This is a genomic window from Fictibacillus terranigra, from assembly GCF_030412265.1.
Classification (GTDB): Bacteria; Bacillota; Bacilli; order Bacillales; family Fictibacillaceae; genus Fictibacillus_C; species Fictibacillus_C terrinigri.
Map to the genome: position 1 here is coordinate 75703 of NZ_JAUHLN010000002.1, position 16548 is coordinate 92250.

At 43.5% G+C, this 16548-nt stretch carries 15 protein-coding genes; all 15 read left to right on the forward strand.

The window, feature by feature from the left end; translation table 11 throughout:
- Nucleotides 1-23: 23 nt before the first annotated feature.
- The 15 genes from QYF49_RS08190 to QYF49_RS08260 all read left to right on the forward strand — a co-directional run bounded on the left by QYF49_RS08190 (nucleotide 24) and on the right by QYF49_RS08260 (nucleotide 16194).
- Nucleotides 24-668, forward strand: a complete 645-nt coding sequence (locus tag QYF49_RS08190) for a D-sedoheptulose-7-phosphate isomerase (protein WP_290399149.1) — start codon at nucleotides 24-26, stop codon at nucleotides 666-668.
- Nucleotides 665-1639, forward strand: coding sequence for an ROK family protein (locus QYF49_RS08195; RefSeq protein WP_290399150.1), 975 nt, complete (start codon nucleotides 665-667; stop codon nucleotides 1637-1639). The genes QYF49_RS08190 and QYF49_RS08195 overlap by 4 nt, the downstream gene beginning before the upstream one ends.
- 16 nt (nucleotides 1640-1655) lie before the next feature.
- Nucleotides 1656-3815, forward strand: coding sequence for a Sip1-related alpha-galactosidase (locus QYF49_RS08200; RefSeq protein WP_290399151.1), 2160 nt, complete (start codon nucleotides 1656-1658; stop codon nucleotides 3813-3815).
- 25 nt (nucleotides 3816-3840) lie between these two features.
- Entirely contained in the window at nucleotides 3841-4050 is a 210-nt protein-coding gene (locus tag QYF49_RS08205; RefSeq protein WP_290399152.1) for a hypothetical protein, read from the forward strand.
- Nucleotides 4051-4236: 186 nt separating this feature from the next.
- Entirely contained in the window at nucleotides 4237-4680 is a 444-nt protein-coding gene (locus QYF49_RS08210) for a hypothetical protein (RefSeq protein ID WP_290399153.1), read from the forward strand.
- Nucleotides 4610-6127 (forward strand): beta-N-acetylhexosaminidase, encoded by a 1518-nt coding sequence (locus tag QYF49_RS08215; RefSeq protein ID WP_290399154.1) that lies wholly within the window; start codon nucleotides 4610-4612, stop codon nucleotides 6125-6127. Before QYF49_RS08210 ends, QYF49_RS08215 begins: the two co-directional genes overlap by 71 nt.
- A 13-nt stretch (nucleotides 6128-6140) precedes the next feature.
- Nucleotides 6141-7622: an FGGY-family carbohydrate kinase gene (locus tag QYF49_RS08220; RefSeq protein WP_290399155.1), complete on the forward strand. Its 1482-nt coding sequence runs from the start codon at nucleotides 6141-6143 to the stop codon at nucleotides 7620-7622.
- 1001 nt (nucleotides 7623-8623) lie between these two features.
- Nucleotides 8624-10291, forward strand: coding sequence for a propanediol/glycerol family dehydratase large subunit (locus tag QYF49_RS08225; RefSeq protein ID WP_290399156.1), 1668 nt, complete (start codon nucleotides 8624-8626; stop codon nucleotides 10289-10291).
- A gap of 15 nt (nucleotides 10292-10306) precedes the next feature.
- Nucleotides 10307-10885, forward strand: a complete 579-nt coding sequence (locus tag QYF49_RS08230) for a propanediol/glycerol family dehydratase medium subunit (RefSeq protein ID WP_354005815.1) — start codon at nucleotides 10307-10309, stop codon at nucleotides 10883-10885.
- 13 nt (nucleotides 10886-10898) lie between these two features.
- Nucleotides 10899-11339: a diol dehydratase small subunit gene (locus tag QYF49_RS08235; protein WP_290399157.1), complete on the forward strand. Its 441-nt coding sequence runs from the start codon at nucleotides 10899-10901 to the stop codon at nucleotides 11337-11339.
- 2 nt (nucleotides 11340-11341) lie between these two features.
- Nucleotides 11342-13180 (forward strand): diol dehydratase reactivase subunit alpha, encoded by a 1839-nt coding sequence (locus QYF49_RS08240; RefSeq protein WP_290399158.1) that lies wholly within the window; start codon nucleotides 11342-11344, stop codon nucleotides 13178-13180.
- On the forward strand, nucleotides 13177-13509 hold the full coding sequence (locus QYF49_RS08245; protein ID WP_290399159.1) for a glycerol dehydratase reactivase beta/small subunit family protein: 333 nt from the start codon (nucleotides 13177-13179) through the stop codon (nucleotides 13507-13509). The genes QYF49_RS08240 and QYF49_RS08245 overlap by 4 nt, the downstream gene beginning before the upstream one ends.
- 18 nt (nucleotides 13510-13527) lie before the next feature.
- Nucleotides 13528-13959 (forward strand): GlcG/HbpS family heme-binding protein, encoded by a 432-nt coding sequence (locus QYF49_RS08250; RefSeq protein ID WP_290399160.1) that lies wholly within the window; start codon nucleotides 13528-13530, stop codon nucleotides 13957-13959.
- A 223-nt stretch (nucleotides 13960-14182) separates the two neighbouring features.
- Nucleotides 14183-15424, forward strand: coding sequence for a sensor histidine kinase (locus QYF49_RS08255; RefSeq protein WP_290399161.1), 1242 nt, complete (start codon nucleotides 14183-14185; stop codon nucleotides 15422-15424).
- A 5-nt stretch (nucleotides 15425-15429) separates the two neighbouring features.
- Entirely contained in the window at nucleotides 15430-16194 is a 765-nt protein-coding gene (locus QYF49_RS08260) for a response regulator transcription factor (RefSeq protein WP_290400399.1), read from the forward strand.
- The last annotated feature ends 354 nt before the right edge of the window (nucleotides 16195-16548 follow it).

The window sequence follows — 16548 nt, forward strand, 5'->3', positions numbered from 1 at the left end:
ATTCATAATAGGAGTTGACACTCGTGAGTTCAATCGCTGTGAATGCCATTTCACAAAACCTGGTCCAAAAATATCCGGAATTAGTAGAATGTCAATCAAGCATTGAAGAATGCTTTGAGGTATTAAAACGATCATTTGAATCCGGTGGAAAACTGCTCCTTGCTGGAAATGGAGGAAGTGCATCAGACTGTGAGCACGTCGTTGGTGAATTGATGAAAGGGTTTATGCGTCAACGAGCACTGCCAGCAGAAATGAAGAAGAAAATAAAGGAAGTGGCCGGCGGAGATGATTACATTGCCGATCATTTACAAGGAGCCCTTCCGGCCATTTCGCTTGTAAGCCAGACCTCCCTTATGACAGCTTTTGCGAATGATATTGCAGCAGACATGATTTTTGCCCAGCAAGTGTTTGGATACGGAAAAGCGAACGATGTGTTTATCGGTTTCAGTACGTCTGGTCATTCAAAAAATATTATTCATGCGGCACAAGTGGCAAGAGCATTGGATATGGTAACTATTGGTTTCACAGGGAGAGACGGTGGAGCCCTCAAAACAATATGTGATATAACCATTTCTGTACCCTTTGATGCGACGCCAGATATTCAAGAAAGACATCTTCCTGTCTATCATGCCCTTTGCATGATGCTTGAGGAGGTTTTCTTTTTATGATACCGGTTTTAGCTGGTTTAGACATAGGGGGAACAAAGTGTGCAGTTGTGCTTGCAAAGGAGAATGGTGAAGACTTAGAGTTAATCGCCAAAGAAAGCTTTCCTACCCCGGGTACACCGGAGGAGGCGATGTCACAAATGACCGAAACGTTAGCAGAATTATTGTTGATTGAAAGTAACCTGTCCCTGCAAGCGATCGGTATTAGCTGCGGAGGTCCTCTCGACAGTAAAAGGGGACTTATCTTATCACCGCCAAATTTACCGAATTGGGACCATATTGACGTCATTACTCCTGTACAGGAATGTTTCAACGTTCCTGTTGCGGTTCAAAACGATGCTAATGCCTGTGCATTAGCTGAATGGAAGTGGGGAGCGGGCAGGGGAACGAACAATATGATTTTTCTAACCTTCGGGACAGGCATGGGTGCTGGTTTCATTTTGAACGGCAGCCTGTACACCGGGACAAATGATTTTGCCGGTGAAGTAGGGCATGTCAGGCTCGAAAACGATGGACCGATCGGTTTTCATAAGGCCGGTTCCTTTGAAGGTTTTTGCAGCGGGGGAGGAATAGCCCAATTGGCTCAAAGTATGGCTAAGGATTGGTTATCTCAGGGGAATACAACCTCCATTTGTACATCATTGGATCATCTATCAAGTATTACCGCAAAGAAAGTAGGACAGGAAGCGCAGTTGGGAGATGAACTAGCGATACAAATATATAAGGTTGTTGGAACAAAACTTGGACGAGGGCTGGCGATGCTTATAGATATTCTTAATCCGGAGAAAATCGTCATTGGGAGTATTTATTTACGTCAAGAGAAGCTATTGAAGCCATTTGTTATGGATGAATTGCAAAAAGAAGCACTTTCTTATGCGCTGGAGGTTTGTTCGGTGGTGCCGTCCGGATTAAAGGAAAATGTCGGTGATTTCGCATCTCTTTCCGTAGCAAACTATGCATTGGAAAATAAATAGAGGCAAAGGAGCACAAATGTTTCAATTTCAGTTCAAACAAGATCAATTCCAATGTTTCTCCAACGGTGAGGCACTTATGTCTGGCATTCAAGTGTCAATCAACGTTGATTCAGAAAGGGATCAACGTTTGCCTTTTACAAAAATGGAAGAGGTAACTGGGGAAGATCATCTCGGTGAGTTTCACGAGTACCATTGTTTTTTTAATGAAGAAACATTGGCCGTTCAGGCAGTTCTCAGATTTCGAGCATATCCTTCATTTGTCCTGGCATTTGTAGATGCAACGATCGAAAATGAGCAAACCTTCAAGAAACAGACTTACTTTTCAGCAAAGGATGCCATAAAAATTACAATGGAGGAATGGCCGGAAAAATACAAATTAATGGCCAATTACCAGCATAAAGATTGGTGGACGAGACCCTATTTTGGTACTGATATCCGAAAATTACCTGATCGGACACAATCATTATTGCTAAAAAGCGCTCAAAGGTATTATCATATGCTGCCGGTATGTGATGACGTTTGCCGTACAGATCTTCAGGGAGCGGAACAAGGGCTTAAAGTCATCGTCTCACCGTTTCAAGGCGGATTCGATCGTATCCATGCGTTCGCCTTTATTTTAGGGACAGGCGATGATCCCTTTAAACTAGCTGAAGACCTTGCGGTGACAGCATTAACGGTTTGCGGGCAGCATGCACTGCCAAGACTTCAAAAGAAATATCCAGAAATATTAGACTACTTGGGATGGTGCAGCTGGGACGCTTTTTACCATGGCGTGAATGAAAAAGGGATCCTAACGAAAGCAGAAGAGCTGCAGCATCAAGGAGTTCCGGTTAAGTGGATGATGATTGATGATGGATGGTCAGAAGTTAGTAATAATCGACTGCAAGCCTTTCATGCAGACAAACAGAAATTCCCAAATGGTTTACGGAATGCCGTACGAGCACTAAAAGAAGACTATAATGTTAAATGGGTAGGTGTCTGGCATACGATTGCCGGTTACTGGGAAGGAATTGCGCCAAACAGCCAGCTTGCTGACTCATTTAATCAATATCTATACAAAACCAAAAACGGCAGCCTGATCCCCTCACCAAATGCAGAGGAAGGATTTGGCTTTTGGAATGCCTGGCACTCCCAATTAAGGCAAGAAGGAATTGATTTTGTCAAAGTCGACAGCCAGAGTGCCATCAACAATTTTATGGCGAATCATCAGCCGGTTGGCGAAGCTGCAAGAGGGGTGCATACTGCCCTTGAAGCCTCAACCTCGCTGTACTTTGGAAACTGCGTGATTAATTGCATGGGGATGGCCCAGGAGAATATTTGGCACCGGCCACAATCCGCCATCTCGCGAAATAGTGACGATTTTGTCCCTCAAGAAAAAGGCAGCTTCAGAGAGCATGCCTTGCAAAACGTCTATAACTCAATTTACCATGGCGCCTTCTATTGGGGCGATTGGGATATGTATTGGACGAACAATCACGATGATATGCAAAATATAGTATTGCGGGCGGTCTCGGGTGGTCCTATTTATTTTAGTGACCCGGTGAACGAAACGAACCCAGAAAAGATTTGGCCGCTCATTTATAAAAATGGCCGTATTATTCGCTGTGAGCAGCCAGGTTTGCCAACAGAGGACAGTCTGTTCGTTGATCCGATGAAAACTCCTCATCTGCTTAAGATCTGGAATAGAAGTAAAGGGGCAGGCGTAATCGCAGCTTTTAATATATATGAAGGAAATAAAACGGTAGTGGGTGACATCAGTCCGATGGATGTACCCGGTTTACAGGGTGATTCATTTCTTGTTTACGATGTGATAGGCAAAAACGTTTGGAAAGTGAACAAGGATGAACGCATTCATATCGAATCAGCGATAAACGATGTTTCATTATTTATCATTGTTCCGATTCAGTACACAGTTGTTCCTATTGGATTAATCAATAAACTGATTACTTATGATGGAATCCAGCAGATTTGGAAAAGTGAACAAGGCATAAAATTGACGGTAAAAGAAGGGGGAGTGTTGGCATTCTATTCAGAACACGAACCGGTTAAGGCAGTTGTTAATGGCAGACCGGTATCCATACAGCAAGCTTCAGTATATGATTCACTTTATACAATTGACTGTAATGATGTATCCGGTGAAGTGTTGGTTGAAGTAGAGGTTAGATCTAAATCATAGCGAAGTAGAAAAGGGAGGCCGCCATTTGCGTATTGAACAACTGCCAGCTCAAGCCATTCCTGTTTTGGATGAAGTGGACGCCGTGATTTTCGGCGGTACATTTGCGGGTATGCTGAGTTGTTCCATCCCACTGAAGAGGATTTTAAAGGTCCATGCTTGGGGATTTTCTACTATGTCCATGCGGTTTGCATTGGTGCTGAACGTCTGGGGGCACGGGAGGCCATCCCTGTTTTAGAGCGTATACACCAAAATCCATATTTACACAAAACTGCAAGAGGCAAGCACGCAAAACTTTAGAAAGCAAAAGGAACGTTGGCTGAATGGCTGGCACATGAAAACAAATGCTTTACAGCCATGCCCACATAAAGAACGTCCGATCTGGTTTATGATAACGAAACCGTTTTAAGAAAGAGGGTACCTCGTGAAAATATCTTTTATCGGTGATACAGAAGATCTTAGTCAAGGGTTGGATATTCTTTGTCAGGAAATGAACATTGTTCGAAGCGATGATGGTTTTCCGATAAATGTGAAGCAAGCAACGGGACCGATTGAAGTAAGCTGCGGCCTGGGTGCCGGAAAAATCCGTTTTGATCAAAAATTTCATTTTTTTAGGGCCTTAGGCTTATGGATTCAAGAGTTTGAGAAGCATAAAGAGTTTCAGCTGCGGGAAGAACCGCAATTTACGATGAACGGCGTCATGCTTGATACCTCTCGCAACGCTGTAATGAAAGTAGAGGGCATTCAAACCTTACTCCGGACTCCGGAAAATGGCACTAAGGGGATTAAACGTCCTGATGATGTATACCGAAGATACGTTTACGGTCGAAAAATATCCCTATTTCGGCTATATGCGCGGAAGATATAGTGAAGAGGAATTACGGTTATGCGACAGGTATGCCGATCATCTCGGGATCGAAATGTTTCCTTGTATTCAAACACTGGCTCATCTAACCGAGGCATTGAAATGGAATTTTGCTGCAAATATAAGAGATACGGCCGATATTTTGCTGGCAGGCAGAGATGAAACGTATGAGTTTATTGAAGAGTTACTGAAGGCTGCAACACGTCCTTATCGTTCCGATCGGATTCATATTGGCATGGATGAAGCTCACCAGCTTGGATTAGGAAAATATTTAGAGCTTAACGGGTATCACAAACGCTTCGACATTATGAACCAGCATTTGCAAAAGGTCGCTTCCATTGCTGAAAAGCTACATTTAAAACCGATGTTATGGAGTGATATGTATTTTAGGCTCGGTTCGGAAACGGGCAGTTACTACGATTTAGAAGCCGATATTCCTGAAGATGTGATGGAGGCCATGCCAAAAAATGTTCAGCTTGTTTACTGGGATTATTACCATTCAGATGAGAATTTTTATCGGGAAATGATTCAAAAACATAAAACGTTTGGGTCTGATCCAATATTTGCAGGAGGAGTTTGGACGTGGAATGGGATTGCGCCAAACTATGGCAAGACCTTTGTGACGACGGATGCAGCACTAACCGTGTGTAAAGAAGAAGGGCTCCATGAAGTATTTGCCACCATGTGGGGTGATAACGGAGCTGAAACCCACCCGTTTTCTGGTTTAGCCGGTTTGCAGCTGTTTGCTGAACATGGATACGCCAAAGAGGTAGATCGGGAGCGGTTAGCTGAGCGATTCTCATTTTGCGTAGGAGGCAGGTTAGATGATTTTCTGCTGCTCACTGAATTGGACGAGACGCCTGGTGTTTCAAAAAACAATTTAAATGAAACACACCCTTCTAAATTCCTGTTATGGCAGGACGTATTGATGGGCTTGTACGATGAAAATATCCGTTCATTGCCTATGAATAAACATTATTTAAAACTGGTTGGGCCACTTGAGCAGGCGAAGAAACGAAACAGTCAGTGGGCCGATTTGTTTGGTTTTTATGTGCAACTGGCCCTTGTTTTAAGTGTAAAAGCAGAATTTGGCCTGAATTTAAAAGCTGCTTACGATCGAAACGACAAACCCGAAATCCTCAGCTTGAAACAGCAGCTGCCAGGTCTGTATGCAAATATTGATAAACTTCGTAAAAGGCATCGGACAATATGGCTTTCGACGAATAAGCCGTTTGGCTGGGAAGTGCTTGATATTCGGTATGGGGGCATTCTTTCCAGGCTTGAATCGGCTGAACATCGCTTACAGGAATGGATTGACGGAAAGATAGACAGGATAGAGGAATTACAAGAAGCGCGTCTTTATCATGATGCTCCTTGGCCGATGCCTAATGGGGCATTAGGAAGAAATTCTTATCACCGGATTGTTACAGCAGGTGCCTTTTCTGGATAAGGAGTGAACCAGCATGATCATAGCTATTGATATTGGTACTACCAATCTTAAAGTTGGACTTTATGGGGAGGATGGTTCGATGGTGACATCATTGATCTCACCGATGAAACCATTCCTTCACAAAGACCAATTTACCTATTTTGACCCTGAAGTACTGTGGAAAAAGACTGCAGACCAAATCCTTGAGGTCGTCCGGCAAGCCGGGGACACCACTGTATACGCAATAGGAATTACGAGCATGGCGGAAAGCGGATTACTAGTAAACCGTAAGACAGGTAAACCTTGCTCGTATATTATTCCCTGGTTTGAATCATGCTCGCTCCAACAGGCTAATTTTATTCAAGACAATATTGATCCTAAAGAGCACTTTTATAAAACGGGTCTTCATTTGTCGTATAAATTTGGAATGTCAAAACTTCTCTGGCTGAGGGAAAGAGAACCTGAAATCATCGATGAACATGTGGTTTGGATGTCGGTTTCCTCTTATATCGCGTATTGCTTAACAGGTAAAATCGCAGAAGAACGTACGCTCGCTGCCCGTACATTTGCCTACCGCATGGATAAACAGGAATGGGACAACCCCTTTTTACGAAATTTTGGTTTGCGTTCTGAATTATTCCCGCAGGTAACTCATTGTCTGGAACCAGTGGGGTCAGTTACAACGGAAGTTTCCAATCTGGGGATTCACCAAAATATAAATGTATACCTTGCCGGGCATGATCACATATGTGCATCTCTAGCAGCCGGAGTAGCAGCCTCGGGTAAAGTATACAATTCTATGGGTACAGCGGAAACATTAGTGGGTACGTTCGAACAGCGACGGTTACAACCATTAGACTATGATTCTAAGTTGTCGTTTGGCTTGCATCCTATCGACCGTTTATATTTCTGGATGGGCGGACATTCGGCATCAGGCGGTTCTGTTGAGTGGATGCGGCAAATCCTTGGAGAGGGAAAGCTAACCTATGAAGAGGTCAATAGCCTATTAAAAAAAGCTCCTAATGATCCCACCGGTATTATTTATTTTCCTTATTTATCGGGCAGCGGTGCGCCATATCCGAATCCAGATATGACAGCCGCTTTTATAGGCCTAATGAGGAAACATAACAAGTCTGATCTTTTAAAAGCGGTGTTAGAAGGCAATGCCTATCAAATGGAGATGATCCGTGAGGCAGCTGAAATCGCGACGGAAACACTGGTGAATGAAATGGTTGTGATTGGCGGTGGAGTTCATAATTCTCACTGGATTCAAGTGAAAGCGGATATATCAGGGATCGGCCTTATCCTTCCTGAGATACCTGAAGCGGCAATGAGGGGAGCAGCTTTGGTAGCGGCTACTGGGGAAGGGATTTATTCCTCATTAGAAGATGCGGTGTCACAAGCAAGGACTGACTTAAAACGTACCATCCAGCCCAATGATACACAGCATCTCATTTATGGCGCCCTTTATGAAAACAAATATAAGCCGTTGCGGAGAATGTTAGAAAACGGTTGAATTCCAGGATCCAACTATCGTTTTAAGAGGAAAGGACTCTACGAAAGTTTCTTGCCATTTAATTACCGAAATGCAAGGGTGGGCAGTGGCAATCCCCTATGAGAGGGGTTGATATTGTCTGTCTTATTTAGGTTAGCTCAATATTAGAACTATTTTTTGTTATACAAACAGTTGCGTTTATTAAATAAGCGAATAAAACAGGAAGAATAAAAAACGGACCAAAATCTCGAACAAAATAATTTAAAAAGATATGAAATATTTTAAAAACCAATAAAGTAAAAAAGTCGATTTAATAGTATTTCATACATATTTTAATAAAGACAAAAAGGATGAGATATGTTCCGCACACATGTCCAACAACGAGAATGAAAATAAATGAGCAGCAAATATTTATGGCTGCTCATATTTATGTTATTTGATTAGATCATAAACTGACCTTTTTGAATTATAGTTTTTGATATGAGTTTTGGAAAACAAATTATATAAAACTAAATGAAAAAGAAACTATCATTTTTCGTTTCTTATGAACGGTGGTTTTTGGTAGAAACTGCTGTTAAATCACGTCTTTTTCTGCTTTTATAGAGTTCTCTTGTAAATAGCTGGATGACGTGGAAGGGATCGGCTGCCATCTTTGTATTCGGGCCAGACTACCCTGAGCCTTGGAATATACAAGAACATTTGTAGCTGAACCACTATTAAACCCCATAAAAATTAATACCCAGCGGTTCAGTATCATAAAGAGTTGTTAAAGAAATAATCTGTTTTGTTTGTATCCTGGTCTTTTAGATCAGGTTTTTTGCGCTCTATAGGACAAATGGGATAGGTGAAATGATGCGTGCAAATTTAACAAGCATAAAATAACAGTTGTCCTTAATGAAAAGTATAGAAAGTGCTAATGAAGGTAAAAAATCTCCAGAGACTAATAATTGTCAGAAAATTATAATAGATACCAGTTGGAAAGTTTTCATTCTTAATCACGTATTGAAAAGAGGGATCATTCCATGCAGCGTTCAAAACGATTTGAAATCTTGGAACAAAGACCTGTGAATAATGATGGATTTGTTACAGAATGGCCCGAGATGGGGTTTGTTGCGATGTCCAGCCCAAATGATCCAAAGCCTTCAGTGAAAGTAATGAATGGCAGGATTGTAGAGTTGGATGGGAAACAGCGTGAAGAGTTCGATATGCTGGACCAATTTATCGCTGATTACACGATTGATGCGAGTGTGACTGAAAAAGTTGTGGCTATGGATAGTGTAGAAATTGCCCGTAAGCTTGTCGACATCAATGTGTCCCGGGGAGAGGTTCTGGATTTGACCAGGGGAATGAGCCCTGCAAAAGTGCTCGAAGTTCTCAACCATATGAATGTTGTGGAAATGATGATGGCCCTGCAGAAAATGAGGGCAAGGAAAACACCAGCAAATCAATGCCATGTAACCAATGTAAGGGATAACCCTGTCCTGATGGCCGCAGATGCGGCGGAAGCGGGGATTTATGGATTTGATGAGCAGGAAACAACAGTCGGGGTTGTAAGGTACGCACCGTTTAATGCTTTGGCTCTGCTTGTAGGATCTCAAACTGCCAGGATGGGAATCTTAACCCAGGATTCATTGGAGGAAGCGACGGAGCTGAGACTGGCAATGCTTGGGCTGACTTCGTACGCGGAAACGATTTCTATTTACGGCACAGAGCCTGTTTTCATTGACGGAGATGATACACCGTGGTCTAAATCATTTTTAGCATCTGCATACGCATCCCGCGGAGCCAAGATGCGGTTTACCTCCGGAACCGGGTCAGAGGTGCAGATGGCCGGGGCTGAAGGAAAGTCCATGCTTTACTTGGAAATTCGCTGCATCATGATGGCAAAAGGGGCAGGCGTTCAGGGACTGCAAAACGGTTCCATCAGCTGTATCGGAATTCCGGCGTCCGTGCCGAGCGGGCTTCGCGCGGTTTTGGCGGAAAATCTTGCTACGACCTTGTTTGACATGGAAGTTGCTTCCGGGAATGACCAAACCTTTTCACATTCAGAAATCAGGCGGAGTGCAAAAATGCTTACGCAAATGCTGCCTGGTACAGATTTTATTTTCTCCGGATTTAGTGCCGTGCCAAATAACGAAGATATGTTTGCGGGATCGAATATGGATTCCAGCGACCTCGATGATTATTTGATTATTCAGCGGGACATGATGGTCGACGGCGGCTTAAAGCCGGTGGATGAAGAAACCGTTATCGAAGCACGTTATCAGGCAGCCAAAGCGATGCAGGCCATTTTTGAAGAATTGGGATTCCCCGTGATTACAGATGAAGAGGTTGAAGCGGCTACTTATGCAAATAGCAGTGATGATATGCCGCAGCGGAATGTGGTGGAAGATTTAAAGGCTGCCGAACGGATCATACGCGATGGCATTTCCGGTTTTGATGTCGCAATGATTTTGGCCAAACGTGGATACCGCCAGACGTCTGAACGGATCTTTAATATGCTGAAGCAACGGGTGGCAGGTGATTATTTGCATACATCCGCCATAATAAACGGTGACAATGAAGTGATAAGCGCGGTAAATGATGAGAACGATTACATGGGACCTGGCACAGGCTACCGGTTAAGCGAAAAAAGATGGGAAGAAATTAAAGGAATCCGCCAAGCCATCAGCCCGAAGGATTTTGATTAGAGGAGAGGAGTCCATATGACGACAGCAGCTTTTTCAATAGAAATGAAACTGGCAGAAATCGGTCCCGCCACAAAAGGAACGAATCCAAGAGAAGTGGTTGTGGCCATAGCTCCTGCTTTTGGAAAAGAAATGAACAAAACGATTGTAAAGGTGGATCACGCCTTGGTCCTTCGCGAAATCCTTTCCGGAATTGAAGAGCAGGGAGCCGTCCCACGGGTCATCCGAAGCTTGCGCACGGCAGATTTGGCATTCATGGCCCATGGGGCAGCCAAAATGAGCGGGTCAGGAATCGGTATTGGCCTCCAGTCCAGGGGAACGACAGTCATCCATCAAAGGGATTTGGATCCATTGAGTAATCTGGAGCTATTTCCCCAATCCCCGTTAATTACTTTGGAAACATACCGGGCGATTGGAAGGAATGCTGCGATGTACGCCCTGGGAGAAAGCCCGAGCCCAGTACCTGTAGTAAATGATCAAATGGCCAGGCCGAAATACCAGGCTGCTGCGGCGCTGCTTTATTTGAAGGAGTGCCAGTCGCGTGTGGCGGAGGCGAAGCCGGTCGAACTGAAAGCAGAATTTATCATAAAAGACTAGGAGGGTAAAACCGATGGAAAAGTCGATTCAAGAAAGGAAATTAACCAAAAAAGATTATCCGCTTGGTTCAAAGAGTCCTGATTTATTGTATACTCCTACCCAGAAGTCTTATAACAACTTAACATTGGATGCTGCTTTAAATGGAGAAGTGACCGGGGCAGATTTACGGATTAGCCCCAAAACCCTTGAAATGCATGCCGATATCAGTGAAAGCCTGGGAAGAAATCAATTATCGAAAAACTTCCGCCGCGCAGCTGAAATGATCAACATCTCGGATGCTCGCATTTTGGAAATCTACAACGCGCTCCGCCCGAACCGTTCCACGAAGGATGAGCTTTTGGCGATAGCCGATGAATTGGAAAACGAGTATGGCGCAACAGAGAATGCCGGTCTGATTCGGGAAGCTGCGGATGTATATGAACGGCGCGGTAGATTGAAACAAATTGAGGAATGAAAATGGCAACCAAAATTCTGGCTGGAGTGGACATAGGCAATTCATCGACCGAGGTAGCGATTGCTAAAGTTGTAGATGAGAAGGCAAACTTTCTGTCCGAGCATTTAGTAAAAACAACAGGCATAAAAGGGACGGTTGATAATGTCAAGGGAATCGGAATGGCATTGAGGGAAGCCGCCAAAAAAGCGGACATCCAGATACTGGATATAGACATCATCAGATTGAATGACGCCGTCCCGGTTATCGGCGACCTGGCAATGGATTTAATCAGCGAAACGATCATTACCGAGTCTTCAATGATCGGACATAATCCCGATACACCGGGAGGAGCAGGGTTAGGTGTCGGCATTACCGTTTTAGTCGATCAAATGTTTGATGCAGCTGTCCGTGGGCTGGATTATATTGTCGTAATCCCTAAACCATTCGATTATGAGTGGGCTGCCCACTGGATCAATAAGGCTGAAAAGGATGGAATATCGATTACCGGCGCAATTGTGCAAAAAGATGATGGTGTGTTGATTCATAACCGCCTGCACAAACCAATCCCCATTGTCGATGAGGTTTCTTTAATTGAAAAAGTCCCTCTCGGTAAAATGGCCGCGATTGAAGTCGCTTTACCGGGGCATGTCATTCGAACCCTTAGCAATCCATACGGCCTGTCCACCGTATTTCAACTAAATCCTGAACAGACCAAACAAATTGCCCTGGTAGCGAAGGCATTGGTCGGCAATCGTTCAGCCGTTGTGATCCGGACACCGCAGGGAGAGGTTGTTGAACGGAAAATTGAAGCCGGCCGGATTAAATTGGCAGGAACCAATAACAAGCAGCTCGAAGTTTCCATTAATGATGGAGCAGGAGAGATTATGAGGACCTATGATAATTTGGGGGATCTTCTTGACGTGAAAGGGGAAACAGGCACGAATGTCGGGGGTATGTTTAACGGGCTGCGCCATGATTTAGCCGAGCTTACAGGCCAATCGCCAAATGAAATAAAAATCTCTGATTTTTTGGCTGTTGACGCCATTATACCAACCTCCATAAGCGGGTCGATGGCTGGTGAGCTTTCCATGGAAAGCGGGGTAGCCTTGGCTTCCATGGTGAAAACAAATAAAGTCCCGGTTCAGAAAGTCGCCGCTTTATTGGAACAGGAACTTGGCGTGCGGGTTGAGATTGGTGGAATTGAAGCGGAAATGGCGATCCTCGGCTCCCTGACAACTCCTGGTACGAGAAAGCCAATCGTCATTCTCGATATGGGCGGTGGTTCAACCGATGCGGCAATGATGAATGAAACGGGAAAAATCACCTCCAGCCATTTAGCGGGAGCCGGGGACATGGTAACGATGCTGATCAATTCAGAGCTTGCGTTAGGGGACAAGGAACTCGCGGAAAGAATAAAAAAGAATCCCCTGGGGAAAGTGATGAGTTTATTTCATATGCAGTTGGAGGATGGAACCATTTTATTTTCTGAAACACCTTTCCCTCCTCATACTTTTGGGAAGGTAGTCATCCGGGAAGAAAGCGGTTTAACCCCTTTAACCATCAAAGCGTCCATGGACAAAATCAGGGATATCCGCCGCAGTGCCAAGCGAAGGGTATTTGTTACAAATGTGCTTCGGGCGCTTAAGCGCGTAGTTCCAACAGGCAATTTAAAACACTTATCCTTTGTTGTTATGGTGGGAGGTTCAGCTCTTGACTTTGAAATCCCGCAAATGCTCACTGAAGAACTTGGCAAATACGGAATTGTCGCCGGTTTTGCCAATATCCGTGGAACGGAAGGGCCAAGAAATGCAGTGGCCACCGGGCTGGTCCTGTCTTCGGTAAAAGAAGAGGTTTTAAAATGAGTATACGGGCCATTTACATTCCGATTTTATATAACAGCCATCTTGACCCTATAAAGCTTAGGGTCGTTTGCTGCGGGTTGGAAGAAGAAGGGGTCCCATTTTTACTTCAAGGGAGGGAAGATCAGAAAAACTATATTGAATTGGGTGCAGATGCAGCGGCCATGTCCCCGTTACAGGTTGGAATTGGCATTGATCAAGAAGGAAAGGTGTGTGTTCATCACGAAAAGTTAAAACAAGAAACGCCGTATTTGGAGGATACTCTACAAAACGCCAGGAGTATGGGCCAGAATGCAGCCCGGTTGGTAAAAGGATTGCCGTTATCTTTATAAATGGAAGGGATGGACGAGATGGGGAAAATCAATTTGGAATTAGCGAAAACTCTGATTGAAAGTGCCGAAAAGAAAGCCAGGGAAATCCAAGTGCCTATGGTCATCAGCATCGTCGATAAAGGCGGGAATTTCGTTGCATGCCACAGAATGGACGAGGCCTTGCTGGTTAGTGTGGATATCGCCCAAAACAAAGCTTGGACATCGGTTGCCATGAAAATGCCAACCGCCAATCTGGCGGAAGCGGCAGGGGTCGGAAAAAGCCTTTATGGAATTAATACCACGAATAATGGCCGGGTGGTCGTGTTTGGCGGGGGAATCCCTTTGCGCCAAAACGGGGAAATCATTGGCGCAATCGGAGTAAGCGGCGGTTCGGTTAAAGAAGATATCCAAGTGGCCCAGGCAGGTGTTGACAGTTTAGTAAATTCAGCATTAACCGTAAGCAATACTTGAAGAAATTCATAGAGTTGAAACACTAACTATCCCTTGGTACCAGACTTTAATTGTTAAAGGGTTCCAGGGGGTTCTATTTTAAAAAAAGAATACAATTCCCACAATTGAAATTTGATGATTTTCTACGATGGTCCTTTCTGGTTCAAAAGACAGGCTGTTTTTCGATAAGGGAATCGGCTATAATATTCAAATAAAACTGAAATTTTAAGGGACGGAGGGAAACATGACTATATTTACTTTGCGTAATATAGTAAATGTTACTGTTTTACAGGAAATCCAGGAACGATTTTCAGAGGCTACAGGCTTTGCGGTCATCATCGCTGATGAGCTGGGTATACCTGTCACGAAACCCTCTAATTTCACCAGCTTTTGCACAAACATCCGTTCATCCGAACAGGGTTCCAAATGCTGCATCTTGTCTGACCGGAAAGTGGGGCAACTGGCGGCACAACATGGGAAACCAATTGTCCATCATTGCCATGCCGGACTGGTGGATATTGCAGCACCCCTCGTCCTTGATGGCAGGCACTTGGGATCCGTTTTATGCGGACAAGTTTTAGTGGACGGACACGATGAACAGAGAATCGAACACATTCGTGACAATTTTAAGCAATTGCTGATTGATCAGGATTTTCTTCAGAAATATTTTGATGAAATCAAGTTTGTCAGTAAGAGGCGGATTGAAGCTGCAGCGGAAATGCTTCAGCTGGTTGCCAATTACATTATTGAAATAGGTGCCAATCATATGGCCGAACAAGAGCTGAATGAAAGAAACCTGAAGCTGGCCCAGGAGCAGCAACTTCGGACGCAATTGGAAAAACTCCTGCAGGAAACACAACTAAAGGTCTTGCAATCACAGATCAATCCCCATTTTTTATTCAATACACTAAACACCATTTCCCGCCTTGCTTACCTTGAAAATGCAGAACAAACCCAGAATGTTACCTACTCCCTGGCAAAAATCATGAGGTATAGCTTACGCAATAACGATCAGATGGTCACATTGAAAGAAGAATTGGACTATATCCAAAACTACGTAAACATACAACAATCCCGTTTCCGCAATCGAATCCATTATCATGAAAACATTGAAGTGAATGCCGAAGAAATCAGAATTCCTATTTTTACAATTCAACCCATAATTGAAAACGCTATCATTCACGGGTTTGAATCCCATGAAAATGATATTGTGATTACTCTTCATTGTTTTCTAAAGGATCATCAGGTCCAAATTGATATATATGATACGGGGATAGGAATGTCTGAAGAAACATTAGCTTCATTATTTTCAAGACAAGGCAGGGAAAGGAACAGCCACACGACAGGGATTGGAATGAATAACGTCCAAAAACGGCTGCAATATTATTTCGGGGAAGACAATGGTATTACAGGTGTTGAAAGCAAAATTGGGGCAGGTACAATTGTCCGGATTTCCATTCCCCATCCTGGAGGTGTTATAATTTGAAGCTCATGATTGTAGATGATGAACCTCTTGAAAGGGAAGTCTTGATAATGATCATTAGAAAAGAACAACTTGGTGTAACCCAATTATTTGAGGCCCAAAACGGTTTGGACGCTGTAACGATTGCCAAGCAAAAACAAACGGATATCGTTCTAATGGATATAAAAATGCCGGTAATGGATGGAATGGAAGCTGCCGGTATCATAAAAAATGAGGTCCCGGATTGCCGGGTCATTTTTCTTACTGCCTATGATGAACAGGAACTGTACGGTCGGAATTTAACATCGCGGGCGGATGATTATTTATTAAAACCTGCTCATCCAAATGAAATTAAACAAACATTAGTTAAATATATACCAGAAGTAAAAAATTCAAATCCGGGTACTTTGGAAACCATAGAAGTCTCTGGGAATGAAGATATTGATAAGGTGATGAAGTATATTAGGAACCATCTTCATTTGGATTTACATTTGGATACTTTGGCTGAACTGGTGTATTTAAGCGGGCAATATCTCAGCCGGCTTTTTAAGCAGAAGACAGGATACACGATCACGCAGTACATAACAGCCTGCCGATTGGAAAGGGCTAAGCATTTCCTGATTTACAGCCAAAAAAATGTGATGGAAATCAGTGAAGAATGCGGTTTCTACGATTCGAATTATTTCGCCCGGGTATTTAAAAAATATGAAGGAATTTCGCCGACACAATTTCAACAGCAATCCCTCCTGTCAAAAAAGAAAAGAATGAACACATTTAGTAATTTTGTCATGTAAAGTCCCAGCAATTCCTCCTTGTGGTTCTTTACACCTTTATTAACTATGAAGGACGTATATCCAGAACTGATATAAACAAATACGTATCAACAGGATTATGTGAGTAGAAAAAAGTTCTTGCTGCCGGCAAGAACTTTTTTGACAGATTGATGGTTAGCTGGTTGTATAATTAAATGGAACTAGGAAGTAAGAACAAAAATTAGTGAAAAGCGATTGAATAAGGCGGATCCGTAGTTCCACATTCATACCGTGACGAACGAGTAAATAGGTTTTTAGATCATTCATTGAAGGAGGTGCAACGGCTACAATGTCTTTTTTTCCACCTTTCTGAGAACATGAATCCGGTTATCCTCA

Bases quoted from the DNA above. Each gene is read 5' to 3' on its own strand.
- QYF49_RS08195 (WP_290399150.1), top strand. From the start codon at position 665: ATGATACCGGTTTTAGCTGGTTTAGACATAGGGGGAACAAAGTGTGCA.
- QYF49_RS08200 (WP_290399151.1), top strand. From the start codon at position 1,656: ATGTTTCAATTTCAGTTCAAACAAGATCAATTCCAATGTTTCTCCAAC.
- QYF49_RS08215 (WP_290399154.1), top strand. From the start codon at position 4,610: ATGATGTATACCGAAGATACGTTTACGGTCGAAAAATATCCCTATTTC.
- QYF49_RS08220 (WP_290399155.1), top strand. From the start codon at position 6,141: ATGATCATAGCTATTGATATTGGTACTACCAATCTTAAAGTTGGACTT.
- QYF49_RS08225 (WP_290399156.1), top strand. From the start codon at position 8,624: ATGCAGCGTTCAAAACGATTTGAAATCTTGGAACAAAGACCTGTGAAT.
- QYF49_RS08230 (WP_354005815.1), top strand. From the start codon at position 10,307: ATGACGACAGCAGCTTTTTCAATAGAAATGAAACTGGCAGAAATCGGT.
- QYF49_RS08235 (WP_290399157.1), top strand. From the start codon at position 10,899: ATGGAAAAGTCGATTCAAGAAAGGAAATTAACCAAAAAAGATTATCCG.
- QYF49_RS08240 (WP_290399158.1), top strand. From the start codon at position 11,342: ATGGCAACCAAAATTCTGGCTGGAGTGGACATAGGCAATTCATCGACC.
- QYF49_RS08245 (WP_290399159.1), top strand. From the start codon at position 13,177: ATGAGTATACGGGCCATTTACATTCCGATTTTATATAACAGCCATCTT.
- QYF49_RS08250 (WP_290399160.1), top strand. From the start codon at position 13,528: ATGGGGAAAATCAATTTGGAATTAGCGAAAACTCTGATTGAAAGTGCC.
- QYF49_RS08255 (WP_290399161.1), top strand. From the start codon at position 14,183: ATGACTATATTTACTTTGCGTAATATAGTAAATGTTACTGTTTTACAG.
- QYF49_RS08260 (WP_290400399.1), top strand. From the start codon at position 15,430: ATGATTGTAGATGATGAACCTCTTGAAAGGGAAGTCTTGATAATGATC.